This window comes from Cellulophaga sp. BC115SP (assembly GCF_009905545.1).
Taxonomy (GTDB): domain Bacteria; phylum Bacteroidota; class Bacteroidia; order Cytophagales; family Spirosomataceae; genus Flectobacillus; species Flectobacillus rivi.
In genome coordinates, this window is record NZ_JAAALB010000011.1 from 118,319 (window position 1) to 134,251 (window position 15,933).

The 15,933-nt window shown below is 37.0% G+C and carries 16 protein-coding genes; 12 read left to right on the forward strand and 4 right to left on the reverse strand.

From position 1 onward, the window contains the following. Window positions 1-123: 123 nt before the first annotated feature. Entirely contained in the window at window positions 124-1,209 is a 1,086-nt protein-coding gene (locus GVN22_RS11070) for an AMP-binding protein (protein ID WP_166551091.1), read from the reverse strand. An 87-nt stretch (window positions 1,210-1,296) separates the two neighbouring features. Beyond that, complete coding sequence (locus tag GVN22_RS11075) at window positions 1,297-1,785, reverse strand: ubiquinol-cytochrome c reductase iron-sulfur subunit (protein WP_166551092.1); 489 nt, start codon at window positions 1,783-1,785, stop codon at window positions 1,297-1,299. A 562-nt stretch (window positions 1,786-2,347) separates the two neighbouring features. Between GVN22_RS11075 and GVN22_RS11080 the strand changes: the two genes are divergently transcribed. The 10 genes from GVN22_RS11080 to rplT all read left to right on the forward strand — a co-directional run bounded on the left by GVN22_RS11080 (window position 2,348) and on the right by rplT (window position 12,709). After that, complete coding sequence (locus tag GVN22_RS11080; protein ID WP_095167296.1) at window positions 2,348-2,806, forward strand: DUF2452 domain-containing protein; 459 nt, start codon at window positions 2,348-2,350, stop codon at window positions 2,804-2,806. A 36-nt stretch (window positions 2,807-2,842) separates the two neighbouring features. Then, window positions 2,843-3,661, forward strand: coding sequence for a 1,4-dihydroxy-2-naphthoyl-CoA synthase (gene menB, locus GVN22_RS11085; RefSeq protein WP_166551093.1), 819 nt, complete (start codon window positions 2,843-2,845; stop codon window positions 3,659-3,661). A gap of 341 nt (window positions 3,662-4,002) precedes the next feature. After that, window positions 4,003-4,410 (forward strand): EVE domain-containing protein, encoded by a 408-nt coding sequence (locus GVN22_RS11090; RefSeq protein WP_166551094.1) that lies wholly within the window; start codon window positions 4,003-4,005, stop codon window positions 4,408-4,410. Window positions 4,411-4,459: 49 nt separating this feature from the next. Continuing rightward, entirely contained in the window at window positions 4,460-6,064 is a 1,605-nt protein-coding gene (locus GVN22_RS11095) for a hypothetical protein (RefSeq protein WP_166551095.1), read from the forward strand. A 223-nt stretch (window positions 6,065-6,287) separates the two neighbouring features. Continuing rightward, entirely contained in the window at window positions 6,288-7,184 is an 897-nt protein-coding gene (locus tag GVN22_RS11100) for a class I SAM-dependent methyltransferase (protein WP_166551096.1), read from the forward strand. Window positions 7,185-7,486: 302 nt separating this feature from the next. After that, the gene (locus GVN22_RS11105; protein WP_166551097.1) at window positions 7,487-8,686 is read left to right on the forward strand and encodes a tetratricopeptide repeat protein; all 1,200 of its coding nucleotides are present in this window, start codon (window positions 7,487-7,489) and stop codon (window positions 8,684-8,686) included. 138 nt (window positions 8,687-8,824) lie between these two features. Next, window positions 8,825-10,768: a threonine--tRNA ligase gene (gene thrS / locus GVN22_RS11110; protein WP_166551098.1), complete on the forward strand. Its 1,944-nt coding sequence runs from the start codon at window positions 8,825-8,827 to the stop codon at window positions 10,766-10,768. 312 nt (window positions 10,769-11,080) lie between these two features. Next, window positions 11,081-11,641 (forward strand): translation initiation factor IF-3, encoded by a 561-nt coding sequence (gene infC, locus GVN22_RS11115; RefSeq protein ID WP_095167282.1) that lies wholly within the window; start codon window positions 11,081-11,083, stop codon window positions 11,639-11,641. Window positions 11,642-12,065: 424 nt separating this feature from the next. Continuing rightward, entirely contained in the window at window positions 12,066-12,260 is a 195-nt protein-coding gene (gene rpmI / locus GVN22_RS11120) for a 50S ribosomal protein L35 (RefSeq protein WP_166551099.1), read from the forward strand. 104 nt (window positions 12,261-12,364) lie between these two features. Further along, on the forward strand, window positions 12,365-12,709 hold the full coding sequence (gene rplT, locus GVN22_RS11125) for a 50S ribosomal protein L20 (RefSeq protein ID WP_095167278.1): 345 nt from the start codon (window positions 12,365-12,367) through the stop codon (window positions 12,707-12,709). A 46-nt stretch (window positions 12,710-12,755) separates the two neighbouring features. Here rplT and GVN22_RS11130 read toward each other — a convergent pair whose 3' ends face one another. After that, complete coding sequence (locus GVN22_RS11130; RefSeq protein WP_166551100.1) at window positions 12,756-13,193, reverse strand: nuclease A inhibitor family protein; 438 nt, start codon at window positions 13,191-13,193, stop codon at window positions 12,756-12,758. 100 nt (window positions 13,194-13,293) lie between these two features. Between GVN22_RS11130 and GVN22_RS11135 the strand changes: the two genes are divergently transcribed. Together GVN22_RS11135 and GVN22_RS11140 are read left to right on the forward strand one after the other, a co-directional pair. Continuing rightward, entirely contained in the window at window positions 13,294-13,800 is a 507-nt protein-coding gene (locus GVN22_RS11135; RefSeq protein WP_166551101.1) for a DUF937 domain-containing protein, read from the forward strand. Between the two features lie 272 nt (window positions 13,801-14,072). Further along, entirely contained in the window at window positions 14,073-15,218 is a 1,146-nt protein-coding gene (locus GVN22_RS11140) for an IscS subfamily cysteine desulfurase (RefSeq protein ID WP_166551102.1), read from the forward strand. A 101-nt stretch (window positions 15,219-15,319) separates the two neighbouring features. Here GVN22_RS11140 and GVN22_RS11145 read toward each other — a convergent pair whose 3' ends face one another. Further along, the gene (locus GVN22_RS11145) at window positions 15,320-15,868 is read right to left on the reverse strand and encodes a hypothetical protein (RefSeq protein ID WP_166551103.1); all 549 of its coding nucleotides are present in this window, start codon (window positions 15,866-15,868) and stop codon (window positions 15,320-15,322) included. Between the last annotated feature and the right edge of the window lie 65 nt (window positions 15,869-15,933).

The following is a 15,933-nucleotide window of genomic DNA, read 5'->3' on the forward strand; positions in this document are numbered from 1 at the left end:
TTGGTAAAATTGTGTTTTGTCACACTAACATTGTTGCTCATGCTCAAAGCATTGTTTTGTAGCAAATAGCAAAGTCACAAAGGTACAAAGGCTAATTTTGAAGGCAATGAATTGTCCAAAATTTTATGAGTTGGTATCCAAAAGCAAACGTTGAGCAATGACCCTTTTATCAATTTTACCCGAAGCTGTTTCAATAAATGTATTTACTAAAAAAATGGCTTTCGGGATTTTAAATTTGGATAATTTTTCAGCACATTTTTCTAAAATACTCTTTTCCTCTGTTTTCGTGATTTGGTTTGTTTCCCAAATCAACACGAGTTTTTGCCCTAATTTATCGTCGGGAATCCCCCAAGCAAAAAATCTTTTGTTCGACAATTCCTCAAAATACTCTTTGCAGATTTCTAAAACAACTTTCTCAACCTCCTCCAATTGTATCTTGACTCCTCCACTATTAATAATGTTGTCGTATCGACCTAAAATTTTGAATTTCTTATCCTCGGTTAATTCTACCACATCATTGGTAAATATCCATTCGTTATTAGAAGCAGGCGCTTTTATAGACAAACAAGAGCGCTCATCCAACTTAATTTCGACTCCATCGAGTATCTCAAACTCATCAGAAATACTTTCGTTATTCAGTCTTTTGATAGCAATATGTGAAACCGTCTCTGTCATACCATAAGTGCTGAACACTGGCACGGAAAGTTGCTGAATTTGTGACTGTAAGGCCGCATTCACGGCTGCACCACCTACGATAATGGCTTTCATTTGGTTGATTTTTTGTAAGCCTATACCCCCATTTTCAATAATCTGTTGAATTTGTAAAGGGACAAGTGCCACAAAATCAAAATCATATTGAGATATCATTGGGTATTTCACAAAGGGATTTGAAACAGGTGGTACAATTACCAATTTCAAGCCTAGCGTCATCCCTCTTACTAGCATCATCACCCCTGCAATATACTCGATATTCACACAAACCAAAGCTGTATCACCCTTGTTTAAATCAAATGTTTTTCCTGTCAATTCGGCGCTTGCCTTCATCTGAGCACGGGTCAATTCAATCGGCTTGGGCGTACCAGTTGAGCCTGAGGTGTGGAGGACAAAAGTCTCAGCGCCAGACAACCATTTTTTACAAAATTCCAATGCTCGTTGCTCGTAGGCATCGTTGGAATTGGGTAAATTTTCGTAAGAATCAATATATAGCATGCGCAAAAATACAAATCGACTGTAGCATTGTCTACCACAGTCGATTTTTTATGGTGAATATTAGAACCCAACCTTCTAAGATGGATTCTATTTGATTGCAACTTTATTCGATGCTGAGTCGAATGTAGCGGTGTATTGCTTCAACGGACTGCTTGCAGGAGCAGAAAGAACAGCACCAGTAGTCGAAAATTCGGAACCATGATTCGGGCATCTAAATTTGTTGTCATCTGCTACAAAATTAATCGTAGTACCTTCATGGGTACAAGCTTTGGCCAATGCAATAAAATTTCCAGCTTTTGTACGAGCAACTATTACATCGCCAACCACCAAGGCTGAGCCATTAGTTTTTAAAGTCGCATAATCTGAAGTGGAAATATCAATGGTAAAATCAATTGTTCCTTTCGAACTGGCAGCATTGCCAGTAAACCCTGTACTAGTTGGATTGGTTGTAGTACCGCCTGTAGTACCACCTGATGGCGTAGGGTCAGACTTGCTACTGCACCCTGATAAACAATTTTGTAAAATTATAGCACCCACACTGATGCCCACGAGCGACATGAATTCTTTACGTTCCATGATAGATTGAAGAAGTTGTTTAAATAAGACAATATTACGAGAGTCGAGAATTTACATCCTCTTGCACAAGTTGATTTAGTACCACTTTCGTTAGAAAATAGCACAATACGTTTTAAATGAAGAAATTATAAATTGCAACGCTAGAGAAAACGGTCAAGTATAAAAGAGAATAAACAGATATATGTAAGTAAATTAAATGTATTTACAGATAAAAGCAAAGTAAAATGTGTAAATTATTTATTACGATTTTATACTCAAAATCAACTCTTTAGTAAAATTCTGTTTAATCCATTTTTGGGCACTAATCTATAACTTCAAAAACAATTTATAAGTCTCCAAGGTTACAACCTTGATTGAATTCTTGGAAAATCTCCAAAATTTGGTCTACCCAATAGATAATATCCCTATTTTTGTAAAAGATTTCACAGGGATTTGAAAAACTTATCTATTTGCTTAAACACAAATAGATATATTATCTAAAATTTACTAGTCTAGTAAATAAAAAATCTTGTTCTAGTAAATTTGTGGTAATCATAAACAGTACACAATTTTCACTAAGATTATGTCCGACGATAAATTTATCAATCCCATTAATAAAGATAAAGTAGCCGAAAACCCAGGTTTATTACCATACGCACACACCGCAGGTGGGGCAGTAATCAGACCAGAGGATATGGGCAAAACCAAAGGTCGTTCTGTTACAGCGATGCGCCAGCAAACTGACCGTCAAATGAACCAGTTGTATGAACAAATGGAGACTTTGGCAAGGCAGGCAAAAGCACTGGCTCAGCGTCGTGAGATTTCTGAGAGGATTTACACTGCTACCGTAGGATTCGAACCTATCATCAACGAAACCTACTATATGTACGAGAAAGAAGACGGTACAGATTTATTGTCATTGGTAGCACCACACGAGTGGGGTCGTTCGTTTAAGTATGTAAGATATGTCGCAAAAGTATTACTTTTAGCAGATCATACTTGGGACGTCACATATAATGAAGAATTAGACAAAGAACAATAGGGCATTAATGCTTATTCATTATTTAATTATACAATTATGATTCAGTGGGAAACCATCAAGGAATATCAAGAAATCCTGTTTCAATTTCATGAGGCTGGGATTGCAAAAATCTCAATCAATCGCCCTCATGTACACAACGCTTTTACGCCATTGACCGTAAAAGAAATGATTGACGCCATGAATATCTGTCGTGACGACGAGCGTATTGGTGTGATTATTTTGACAGGTGAAGGTGGTCGTGCTTTTTGTAGTGGTGGCGACCAGTCTGTGCGTGGACACGGCGGATACATCGGTACAGATGCTGTACCTCGTTTGAACGTATTGGATTTGCAAAAACAAATTCGTTCAATTCCTAAACCAGTAGTAGCTATGGTTGCAGGTTGGGCAATTGGCGGAGGTCACGTTTTGCATGTAGTTTGTGACTTGTCTATCGCTGCTGAAAACGCTCGTTTTGGACAAACTGGTCCAAACGTAGGTTCTTTCGACGGTGGTTTTGGTGCATCTTACTTGGCTAGAGTAGTAGGTCAGAAAAAAGCTCGTGAGATTTGGTTCTTATGTGACCAATATAATGCTCAAGAGGCTTTGGATATGGGATTGGTCAACAAAGTAGTTCCTTTAGAAAAACTAGAAGAAACAACTGTTGAGTGGTGTTTGAAAATGTTAGGGAAAAGTCCTTTGGCACTTCGTATGTTGAAATCTGCATTTAATGCCGAATTGGACGGACAAGCAGGTATTCAAGAATTGGCAGGTAACGCAACTTTGTTGTATTACTTATCTGACGAAGCTAAAGAAGGTAAAAATGCTTTCTTGGAAAAAAGAAAACCTGACTTCAGTAAATTCCCTAAATTCCCATAAGAATCGAATACTGAGATTTAGAGAGGAGACAATCCTATTTTCGATAATCTGTATTCTCAAACGACGCCCAATCATATTTTTATGGTTGGGCGTTTTTGATTATTGACTCATATACAACATTTTAGATTTTATTCGAAAAAAACTTATCACCGCAAATCAACCTTTTATCTACAAATAGTGTCTATAGTGGAAGCAAATACTTCCAAATTTTAATAACAAGATTCAAGACCAAAGCGTTAAGTATATCAAGATTTCTTTTAGTTTTGGGGAAATAACAAACGAAGAAGATACATTGGATATTTTCTTTCATAAAATTTGTACAATACTTAATTCTTATCAAAATGAACTATTGGTTAGTAAAGTCTGAGCCTTTCAAATATTCGTGGGATGATTTTGTAGCGCAAGGAGTCGGTATGTGGGACGGCGTTAGAAATTATCAAGCTCGTAATAATATGAAAAGTATGAAGCTTGGAGATTTAGTGTTTTTTTATCACTCCAACGAAGGACTTGAAGTTGTTGGTATTGCGAAGGTGGTTAAAGAACATTATCCCGACCCTACCACAGACGATGAGCGTTGGGTTGTTGTAGATTTATCACCTGTTGAAAAATTACCAAAAACAGTTACACTTAAACAAATGAAGAATGATGAAAGACTACAAGATTTAGCATTAATCAAACAATCTCGCTTGTCGGTGACTCCTGTAAAATCAGAAGAATTTGACATCATCGTGGGATTGGCTCATGAATAAATAGCTGGTCTACAAGCTTTTGTTAATCTATAACCCAATCACAACATATATGAAAAAGATATTGTTGATTTTAAGTTGGCTACTTTGTACCACTACAATGTATGCCCAAAGTGTAAAGCGCGTAGAAATTCCGCTGCCTTCGGCCTCGTCGGAATACTTTACGATTCCTTTGCAAAAGCAAGGTGTGCTTCTTTTGTCCCAAATCAACAAAAATCAGTTTAACCTCATTAAACTTGATACCAACCTTGAAACTGTTTGGAATATAACTGGCACAATTGATGGCAACCTTGATTATGTAAAGCACTCTTACGATGGCAAAAATGTGTACTTACTTTTTAGCCGTTACCGTAGCAATGTGTTTGAGGTAATCAAAGTAAATCTTGGTCCAGGGTTTGTCGAAAAATTCCAAATTATGTCAGTCGACAGACTTGAAGTATCTGATTTTCAAGCACTCAACTCATCCGTATTTATCGGAGGACTTGTCAATAGTCAACCCATTATCTTGTACACAGATTTGGCCGCTCGCAAGACCAAAGTATTGCCTTCTGCCTTGAAAAATCAAGCAGAATTACAATCAATGGAGCTTGATACGGTAAACCATTTCGTGAATGTAACATACGCTGTTGGCAACAAAGGAAAGAATTACCAATTGGTCGTAAAATCATTTGACGAAGAAGGTACGCCAATCAATCAAATTGTGATGGATACCCAAGAAGATTTTGCCATGATGAACGGGCGCCTCAATATGGTTTCGGATAGCACTCAAATCATGTTTGGAACCTATGGTCACAAAAACTCCATCGGTACACAGCGTGGTCCTACCTCACAAGGAATTTATTTCAGCAAAATGCTTGACAATGAGCTAACTGAACTGAAGTTTTATAGCTTTACAGACTTCAAAAACTTCTTTAATTATCTTAGTGAAAAACAGCGTTTGAAGCAAGAAAGGAAAATTCAAGACAAAAGAGACAAAGGTGAAGACCTTCGTTTAGATTACCGTTTCTTGGTTCATGATATTGTTAAACAAGGTGATAAATACATTCTTGTAGCAGAGGCATTTTATGCGGATTATCGTTACAACAACTTCAATAACCCGTATAGTCCGTTTAGTTCATGGGGCTCTGGCTTGTATGGTAGCCCTTGGAATTCCTTCTATAATCCATATCGTTGGGGATATGGTTACTACGGTTTGTATTCGCCATTTAGTAGCTACTACAGTCCGTGGGGATATGGCAATAGATATTACAGCAACTCGCAAACATTTGATGGTTGGATCTATACCCATGCCATCGTAGCAGCTTTTGACGAAAAAGGAAATTTGTTGTGGGACAATAGTATTCCACTGAAAGATGTGAAAGAGCCTAAATTAGTAGAGAAAGTTCAAGCCTCTATCAAAGGCGATCAAATTACTTTAACTTACAGTAGCAAAGGGCAAATTTTCACCAAAACTATTGCCAAAGATTTAACACTTGACGAATTAACACCTAAACAGGTGGATACTCAGGTAGAAGGCGATGTAGTAAAAAGAACGACGTCTGACCATATCGATTATTGGTTTGATAACTACTTTTTGGCGTCTGGTATTCAACGAATTAATAATGATTCTGAAAACTTAAGAAGAAATGTATTCTATTTGAATAAAGTTTCATTCTAAAATCCAAAGCCAGACAAACTTATAATTTAGCAGAAAAGAACTTTAGCTCATCAAACAATCTATTGTTTTTCAGCAGTTTAAAGAAAAAAGTAAAAATAATCTAAAACAGCGAAGAGCTTATCGTTCAATTTGCACGCATTCTAACAACTCTTTTTTGTAAATTTGTAGCGGTATCCGAAAAGGATACCGCTTTTTATTTGCAGAAGTTTAATCAACAGAACCATTGAGCACAACCGTAATACAAACAGCAACGCCCAAAAACTGGAAAGCTTATCAACTTTTAGATTCGGGTGGTTTTGAGAAATTAGAGAAATTTGGAGACTATATCTTACGTCGTCCCGAACCGCAAGCGGCTTGGGATAAGTCACTTTCTGAACTAGAGTGGCAAAATCGAGCGAATGCTTATTTCAAAAAAGACAAAGGATCTCAAGAAAAAGGCGAATGGATGCTAAAGAAAGGCATGGTAGAGCGCTGGTATATGCCTTATCAAACACCCACCTTGAATCTTAATTTTAAGCTGGCATTATCTTCTTTCAAACACGTTGGTATTTTTCCAGAACAAGCTATGAACTGGGATTTTATCATGGAGAAGGTAAAGAAAATGCCCGTTAAAAATCCAAAAGTATTAAATCTCTTTGCCTACACAGGTGGTGCGTCTATTGCCGCCAAACAAGCGGGAGCCGATGTAACCCACGTGGATTCGATCAAACAAGTAATTAGCTGGTCGCGCGACAATATGGAAGCTAGTCAGCTTGACAATATTCGTTGGGTAGTCGAGGATGCTATGAAATTTGTACGTCGTGAAGCAAAACGTGGCAATGTATATCAAGGAATTATCCTTGACCCTCCTGCCTATGGTCGTGGTCCTGATGGAGAAAAATGGGTATTGGAAGAACAGATTAATGAAATGCTCAAAACTGTTGCACAAATTTTAGATAAAGAAAATTACTTTCTCATCTTGAATATGTACTCAATGGGTTTTTCTTCTCTTATTGTCGAAAATCTAGTAAAGTGTAGCTTTGAGCATTCCAAAAATCATGAATTCGGGGAGCTTTACTTAGAAGATTCTTTCAAAAAGAAACTTCCTCTTGGGGTGTATTATCGTTTTGCGAGCATCTAAAAATAGTACAAACTGGAGGATTTATTAAAGAAAGTCATATCTTACTTTAGTATCTTTTGTTAGTAACTATTTTACTGCTTAAAAACTAAATAAATACTTCTAATGCTTTGAGTAGCAACAAGAAAAGCGCTAAAAGATAAAATTTTTTCATAACAACAAAATCAGTGATTAGTTAAGGTTTTACTAATAGCAAATATATTGTTATTTATATTTTCAAACAATAATTTTTCTTTTGTTTTGGGAACTTTTAAATGTTTTTTAATACAGCAATAATTTACGTGGTAAAGGCTGTAATTTTGAGAATGATGAAAAGACTGTTTTTCTACTATATATTCTTATTGGGAGTAGTACTTTTTTTGGCAAGCTGTAATAGTGAATCAAAAAAAGGGCTTTCTATTCCTGCTGTTCCTGAAGTTACTGAAAAAGCACGCAGAGCTGCCGCAATTGAATTCTTAACCGATTTGATTAATTCGTCGTCCAGTTCTTCTGAAATTTATTACAAAAGAGCTAAATTGTATCTTGAAGACGAAAGACCCAAAGATGCCTTAGATGATATTAATACCGCCATTGGCATGAAAGCCAACAATGGTCATTATTATCAAACAAAAGCGCTAATCTTAAGAGAACTCAAAGAGCCTCAGCAAGCACTTGAAGCCGCTTCTAAGGCAGAGGTACTCAATGTAGAATCTCCTGAACTATTTACTCTTTTGGGCGATTTGTATCAGCAAATTGGACAATTCGCCAAAGCAAAACTATACTTGAATAAGTCTTTGCAGATTTCCCCAAATCATGGTGAAACGTACTTCTTCAAGGGAGAAATTGCAGCCAGACAAGGCGACACCACTACGGCTTTACAGTATTTTCATCAAACACTCAATCTCAAGCCTACATTTTTGCCGCTTTATCTCAAGTTTGCGGAGGTTTATACAGCCTTACGTCAATATGATTTAGCCTTATTTTACAGCGATGAAGGGATTAAACAACATCCTAAAAATGCTGAATTGTACTATAAAAAAGGGGTTACCTATCAGCGAGCTTATCAAACCGATAGCGCTTTGGCGAGTTATACCAAAGCTGTCAAGTTAGATTCGTCCTTGACGCAGGCTAGTTTTAGTGCAGGAATGTTGTATTTCAGAATCAAAAACTATCGTTTTGCTTTGCCTCAATTTGCTCATACGGTAAAAATTAACCCCAAATATCCCGATGCCAAGCTTTACTTAGCCATTTGTCAGGAGTTTACAGGTGATTTTGCTTCGGCTATCCTAACTTACGAGCAAATTATCGCCGAAAATCCAACAGATTACCGTGCTTCGGGAGGACTTTACCGCACCAAACGTAAGCAAGACTATGGAGCCTTTATTCCAGATAATTATGGTACGTCTACCGATACCAGTAGTTTGAGTCAATATGATATTCCAAGAAAGAATGTAGATACTACATTTAGACCATTGCAACCAAAATCAAGATTAAACTTAAAACCTGATTCTTCTCGAAAGAATTAATTATCTTTGAATAGTCTTTACATTTTAATTCATAAATACAAAAACCAACGCCTGTAATGGCTATCCCTTTCGAAGAAATTGTTTGTATAATTTTCTGACTAGGAAAGATAGAATACAGGCCGAAACTAAAACAATCAAATGATTAAAATCACTTTACCCGATGGTAGTGTTAGAGAGTATGCCCAGGGAGTCACTGGGATGGACATTGCCCTCAGTATTTCAGAAGGTCTTGCCAGAAATGTATTGGCAGCGAAAGTAAATGGAAAGGTAGTTGACGCCTCATTACCTATCAATCAAGATTCAGATTTCCAATTACTTACGTGGAATGATACAGATGGAAAACAGACTTTCTGGCACTCTTCAGCTCACTTGATGGCCGAAGCTATTGAAGCTTTATACCCTGGTACGAAATTCGGTATTGGTCCTGCTATTGAAACTGGATTCTACTACGACATCGACATGGGTGATAAAACCCTAAGCTCGGAAGACTTCAAGAAGATTGAAGATAAAATGGTAGAATTGGCTCGTCAAAAAAATGAATATCAACGCACACCTATCTCAAAGGCTGAGGCGATTGAATACTTCACTGAAAAAGGCGACGAATATAAATTAGAACTAATTGACGGCTTAGAAGACGGCTCTATTACGTTCTATTCTCAAGGAAACTTTACGGACTTATGTCGTGGACCACACATTCCAAACACTGGTTTTATCAAAGCCATTAAATTAATGAGTGTGGCGGGTGCTTACTGGCGTGGTGATGTGAGCCGCAAACAGATGACTCGTGTATATGCCGTTACATTCCCGAAACAAAAGGAATTAGAGGAATATCTACACTTGTTGGAAGAAGCCAAACGTCGCGACCATCGCAAGTTGGGTAAAGAATTAGAATTATTTGCTTTCTCTGAAAAAGTAGGTATGGGCTTACCACTTTGGTTGCCAAAAGGAACAATGTTGCGTGAGCGTTTGGAAGGATTCCTTCGCAAAGCACAGGTTCGTGCAGGCTACTCTCCTGTTGTTACGCCACATATCGCTTCTAAAGAACTATATGTAACATCGGGTCACTATGCCAAATATGGTCAGGATTCATTCCAGCCAATTCATACACCTGATGAAAACGAAGAGTTCTTCTTAAAACCAATGAACTGCCCTCACCACTGCGAGATTTATAAAGTAAAACCTCGTAGTTATCGTGACCTTCCATTGCGTTTGGCTGAATTTGGAACTGTATATCGTTACGAACAATCAGGCGAATTACACGGTTTAACTCGTGTAAGAGGATTTACTCAGGATGATGCGCACATCTTCTGTCGTCCAGACCAAGTAGAAGAAGAATTCATGAAAGTAATTGACTTGGTATTGTATGTTTTCAAAGCTCTAGGTTTCGAAAACTATTCAGCACAAGTATCACTTCGTGACCCTGAAAATAAGGAGAAATACATCGGTAGAGATGAAGACTGGGAAAGAGCAGAAGCAGCTATTATTCGTTCGGCAGAAATCAAAGGTTTGCCAACAGTAGTAGAATTAGGCGAAGCAGCGTTCTATGGTCCTAAGCTCGACTTTATGGTAAAAGACGCTCTTGGTCGTAAATGGCAGTTAGGTACAATCCAAGTAGATTATCAATTACCACAACGTTTTGAGTTGGAATACACTGGTTCTGACAACCAAAAACACCGCCCTGTGATGATTCACCGTGCGCCATTTGGTTCATTAGAGCGTTTTGTGGCTATTTTGATTGAAAACACCGCGGGTAACTTCCCATTGTGGTTGTCGCCAGATCAATTGGCTGTATTGCCAATTTCTGAGAAATACGAAGATTATGCAAACGATTTATTCTTGAGATTACAAGAACAAGATTTGCGTGGATATATCGATCACAGAGATGAGAAAATTGGTAGAAAAATCCGTGATGCGGAAGTTTCCAAAATTCCATTCATGCTAATTGTGGGAGAAAAAGAATCTGCTGAAGGTAAAGTTTCAGTGCGTAAAAAAGGAGAAGGTGATTTAGGAATGATGACCATTGAAGAGTTTATTCAATTGGCTCAAGAAGAAATCAACAAGAATTTGGCACGCATCAGCTAAGCAACCAACGATTTGTAGCATTTGGTGAATAACGAGTTAACACTCCCATTGTTCATCGAATGCTGCAGATTAAGGATGAAATAGCAACGAAAAATAAATTTGTGGTTTCACAGACGCGGAAATTTGCATTTCATTTTTTTTTGATTTAGATTTCGGAAAGATAAATTGATAACTATCTAATAATCACGAAAATCTGTAATTAGCCCTTGTGCTGGAACATTTTTAGGAGTATTATAGTTATTAATTTAAACAGTTTTTGAACTTCCAGCTCAATCTGATTTTATATAATTTAAAACTAATAAATTTTACAATATGGCGTTACGCCCGAATAATAATTACAAAGGGACAAAAAGAGAAGAGGAACCTTACAGAATTAATAATGCTATCCGTGGCGTTCAGCAGGTTCGTCTTGTAGGTGAAAATGTTGAACAAGGCATCGTTGAGTTCAAACAAGCCTTAGAAATTGCGAGTCAACAAGGTTTAGACTTGGTAGAGATTTCGCCAAAAGCAGTTCCACCAGTATGTCGTGTTATTGATTACGCAAAGTTTAAATACGAACAGAAGAAAAAACAAAAAGAAATTAAAGCCAACGCCGCTAAAACGGTTGTAAAGGAAATTCGTTTCGGTCCTAACACGGATGAACACGATTTTAATTTCAAGTTAAAACACGCTATCAGTTTTTTGAAAGAAGGTGCAAAAGTGAAAGCTTATGTACACTTTGTTGGTCGTGCTATCGTATTTAAAGAAAGAGGAGAAATGCTTTTGCTTAACTTTGCAAAAGGTTTGGAAGAGGTTGGCAAGCCGGACGAAATGCCAAGATTGGAAGGAAAAAGAATGTCTATTATCTTCTCTCCAAAAGTTGTGAAGAAATAGTATTCAATTTCAAATTTCAGTATTACTTTGACAATCTAATAAATCTGTAAAGGTTTATAGGTATATTTCAGGTAAACCCCTGATAATCAAAAGCCATTAATGACTGTTCGCAGCGTTAATGGCTTTTTAAGTATTAATGCAAAATAAAATTGCATTAATACGCTTTAGGCTGTAAGCCGTAGGCATTAGCCAAAAAAGTTTCTATTACTTCATGAGAAATACTATTTAACTTTTAGCCTACAGCATAAAGCCTAGCGCTTAATGCGGGTAAAATTATTTTAATTTTGCCCACTAACTTATTTCTTAAAAATTAATTACAAACGCAATTAATTGCAAACTTTTTTGTATCTTTGCGGACTATTTTACCAAGCCAAGACAGAAATGTTAAGGCAATTACTTTTCACAATTTAAACGTTTAACAGAAATGCCAAAAATCAAAACTAAGTCAGGAGCGAAAAAACGCTTCAAAGTGACTGGATCAGGCAAAATTAAGCGTAAGCACGCTTTCCATAGCCACATTTTAACAAAAAAATCTACTAAACGTAAGCGTAACTTGGTTCATGATACATTAGTATCTTCTTCAGATATGAACAGAGTTACAGCAATGTTAGTATTGTAATTTTTTTTCGGAAATCTAATTTCCATTTAGTTATTGTTCAACCAGAGAATTGGCCTTAAAGATTTCTTCAACGAAACGCCAAATTTCAAAAAACAAGCAAGATTATGCCACGTAGCGTCAATCACGTAGCGTCGAGAGCAAGACGTAAAAAAGTGCTTAAATTAGCCAAAGGTTTTTACGGAAGAGGTAAAAACGTTTGGACAGTAGCAAAAAACAAGATCGAGAAAGGTCTTCAATATGCTTACCGTGACCGTAAGGTTAAGAAAAGAGATTTCCGCTCATTGTGGATTCAACGTATCAATGCTGCTGCACGTCAAGAAGGTCTTTCTTACTCAGCATTCATGGGTAAAGTGAGCAAATCTGGTATCGAATTAAACAGAAAAGTATTAGCTGACTTAGCAATGAACCACCCAGAGGCGTTCAAAGCTGTAGTAGCTAAAGTAAAATAGCACAATAAAAGCCGAACCTCTAAGGAGCTTCGGCTTTTTTGTTTTCCTACGTTTCAATCACCTTTGTTTTTACTCCCACACAATTTCCTTCTGTAGGCTTTCCCAACAAATACACGTCGATTTCTATATTTCCTATTCTGTATATTTTTATATCTGTTAAGTTGGCTATTAATAGAGCATGTAGATCCTCCGCAGATTTTAGCCACTCTAATTCTTCTTCGCCAAACCAATCTTCTTTTTTCAATAAAGGTTTAAAGAATGTTTCTATATCCCACTCTGAAGTAGTTACTTCGGGCGGAATTCCTAAAAACATTTTAAGAGATGCCACATCTGGCGTACCTTCTATCGCGAATGGTGCATCAAAGAATTCAATCTTTTCATCAGATTCACTGGGGTAATAAAGGTCAGCTACTAAGGCTGTTATCTTTTCGCCTAAAGATAAATTTGGAGCTTCTTGTGACAAATTGATAGCTGTTTCTGTCATAACACTGATTTTTATAGATTTTAATCATATTTTAGTTGAATTTATAAAAAGTCTTTCTATTATTGTACTCAACACAAACCAAATTTAAACCCCCATAAAGATGTTAGAGCAACTCATGGGTCTAATCCAAGACCATTCTCAAGACGCAATCGTTAATAACCCCGCTATTCCTAACGAAAAAAACAATGATGCAATGCAAACTATCCTTGGTGCCATTACTGGCGGACTGCAACAGCAGGCTCAAGGCGGTGGTTTAGCTAGCGTTATGGGTCTTTTGGGTGGACAAGCAAACACAGGTGGTGGAAGTCTTATGTCTAATCCAATTGTAGCAAACATTACTCAACAAGCAGTAACAGGTTTGATGCAAAAATTTGGACTTGAGAATAGCGCAGCAGCAGGAATTGTTAGTCAAGTATTACCGGGTGTAATTAGTTCTGTGATTTCGAAAACTAACGATCCAAATGACAACTCATTAAACATGTCAGATTTCACAAACGCATTTAGCGATGGTAAATTTGATATGAATGATGTGTCTAACATTGCAGGTAAATTACTAGGAGGAAACGCTGGTGGTATTGGCGGCATGTTGGGTGGCTTATTCAAGTAATTAAATCATACCGAACCCATTTATATATTTGAAGGTGTAAGATTTTCTTACACCTTTTTTATTTTCGGTACTCCAGATGTTTATCTTTGAAGCAAATTCATCAAAGACTTTATCTTAGGACTCTACGAAGGATTTCCAACAATTGTAGATTTGGGATTTCTGATTTCGGAAATAAAATAAAATACCTTTATTATTTCAAAATAGATTAGATTACTCTTCCGAAACCCAACATCAGATATTCGAAAATCCTTCGTACACTACCAAATTATATCGTGAAATTACCTGTCTATTTGGATTACAATGCCACAACGCCTGTCGACGAAAGGGTTTTAGCAGAAATGTTACCATGGTTTACTCAGAACTTTGGTAATGCCGCATCAAGAAGTCATTTGTATGGTTGGCAAGCTGAGGAAGCCGTATCCATAGCAAGAATGCAAGTCGCAAAGCTATTAGGTGCAGGCGAAAAGGATATTGTCTTTACCAGCGGTGCTACAGAGTCAAATAACTTGGCGATTAAAGGTGTATTTGAAGCATTTGGTAAAGAAAAAAATCACATCATTACCATTGCCACCGAACACAAGGCTGTTTTGGATGTATGCACGCATTTGGAGCAATTTGGGGCAAAAATTACCATATTATTGCCTGATGCTGATGGACTCATCACCACTGCGCAGATAACCGAAGCAATTGAAGCGGATACATTATTGGTCTCGGCCATGTATGCCAACAACGAAACAGGTGTTATTTTTCCGATTGAAGAAATAGCAAAAGTTTGTCGTGAAAAAAATGTATTCTTTCATACCGACGCCACTCAGGCTGTTGGCAAACTCCCTATCAATTTACGAAATACCCCTATCGACCTATTGAGTTTTTCCGCTCATAAACTCTACGGAGCTAAAGGAGTCGGAGCCTTGTATGTCAACCGAAATAATCCCAGACTTAAGGTAATTGCCCAAATGGATGGTGGTAAACACGAACGTGGTATGCGCTCAGGAACGCTCAATGTACCCGGTATAGTAAGCCTTGGGAAAGCCTGTGATTTGGCTAGATTAGAGATGAAAGTTAATCAAGAAAAGTTATCTTTTTTAAGAAACAAATTAGAACAAACCATCCTTTCGAAGCTTAAAAATACCTCTGTAAACGGAGGAAATGCCCCTAGACTAGCACACGTTACGAATATTGCTTTTGGTGGTGTAGACGGAGAAATGCTATTAGGAAACCTTAAAAATATAGCTGTATCCTCTGGTTCTGCTTGTACTTCTGCCTCTGTCCTTCCCTCGCATGTGCTCAAAGCTATGGGTGTAAAGGACGATTTGGCCTATAGTTCTATACGCTTTAGTTTAGGGAAATATACCACAGAAGAAGAAATTGATTTTACGATTAATCATGTGGTGGAAGTTATTGAAAAAATGAGGTAAAGATTTTGGATAGAATCCTTAGAAAAAGAGAATGCTGGATAGGAATCCAGCACTAGCGAATGACTTCGCTTCTTATTGTAGTTAAAAGCTTACCAATTTTACTAGTGTATGCAGTCTTCATATATTTTAGCTTTTATTCTAAAGACTTTTTTTTCGACCTTTTGTAAAACTGTCAATACACTATCAGCTTCTTTTTCTGATTCATATATGCCTGCAACCAAAGCAATTGTTTTATTATCTGCATGGCTTTGATAAAACTTCAAATACTCTAAGCTTAAATCGCTTGAAGGCAAACGTCTCGGTAAATACTCTCCTGCATACATTTCATCTTCAGAATTATCTGGTAATACGATTAGATCTTTGACCTTATTAAAATATCGTCCCATTGTGTCAATCGGAATATTGAAATTTCTATGCAGTTCAAACATCTTCTTATGAAGAGTAAAGTAATTTAAGCAGGTATCTGCAATAATGACGAAGTAGACTGATTCCTCATTTTCCTTGGCTTTACTTTCCATGATAATAGGAGTTTCCACATTCGGAACAGTATCGTGAACATTGGCAGGAGATATAACTTTTTTATTTTCATGACTTTTGGTATTACATGCGCATAGCCAAAACAACGAAAGGAAGATGAGAGCTATTTTCATAAATATTGGTTGACGGTAGAAATTGTATTTGGTAAAATTTTCAATCATTCTATTAATATCGCAAG

What these genes read in the sequence shown, in the direction of transcription:
- GVN22_RS11070 (WP_166551091.1), bottom strand. Translation starts at nt 1,209, where the DNA reads ATGCTATATATTGATTCTTACGAAAATTTACCCAATTCCAACGATGCC.
- GVN22_RS11075 (WP_166551092.1), bottom strand. Translation starts at nt 1,785, where the DNA reads ATGGAACGTAAAGAATTCATGTCGCTCGTGGGCATCAGTGTGGGTGCT.
- GVN22_RS11080 (WP_095167296.1), top strand. Translation starts at nt 2,348, where the DNA reads ATGTCCGACGATAAATTTATCAATCCCATTAATAAAGATAAAGTAGCC.
- menB (WP_166551093.1), top strand. Translation starts at nt 2,843, where the DNA reads ATGATTCAGTGGGAAACCATCAAGGAATATCAAGAAATCCTGTTTCAA.
- GVN22_RS11090 (WP_166551094.1), top strand. Translation starts at nt 4,003, where the DNA reads ATGAACTATTGGTTAGTAAAGTCTGAGCCTTTCAAATATTCGTGGGAT.
- GVN22_RS11095 (WP_166551095.1), top strand. Translation starts at nt 4,460, where the DNA reads ATGAAAAAGATATTGTTGATTTTAAGTTGGCTACTTTGTACCACTACA.
- GVN22_RS11105 (WP_166551097.1), top strand. Translation starts at nt 7,487, where the DNA reads ATGATGAAAAGACTGTTTTTCTACTATATATTCTTATTGGGAGTAGTA.
- thrS (WP_166551098.1), top strand. Translation starts at nt 8,825, where the DNA reads ATGATTAAAATCACTTTACCCGATGGTAGTGTTAGAGAGTATGCCCAG.
- infC (WP_095167282.1), top strand. Translation starts at nt 11,081, where the DNA reads ATGGCGTTACGCCCGAATAATAATTACAAAGGGACAAAAAGAGAAGAG.
- rpmI (WP_166551099.1), top strand. Translation starts at nt 12,066, where the DNA reads ATGCCAAAAATCAAAACTAAGTCAGGAGCGAAAAAACGCTTCAAAGTG.
- rplT (WP_095167278.1), top strand. Translation starts at nt 12,365, where the DNA reads ATGCCACGTAGCGTCAATCACGTAGCGTCGAGAGCAAGACGTAAAAAA.
- GVN22_RS11130 (WP_166551100.1), bottom strand. Translation starts at nt 13,193, where the DNA reads ATGACAGAAACAGCTATCAATTTGTCACAAGAAGCTCCAAATTTATCT.
- GVN22_RS11135 (WP_166551101.1), top strand. Translation starts at nt 13,294, where the DNA reads ATGTTAGAGCAACTCATGGGTCTAATCCAAGACCATTCTCAAGACGCA.
- GVN22_RS11145 (WP_166551103.1), bottom strand. Translation starts at nt 15,868, where the DNA reads ATGAAAATAGCTCTCATCTTCCTTTCGTTGTTTTGGCTATGCGCATGT.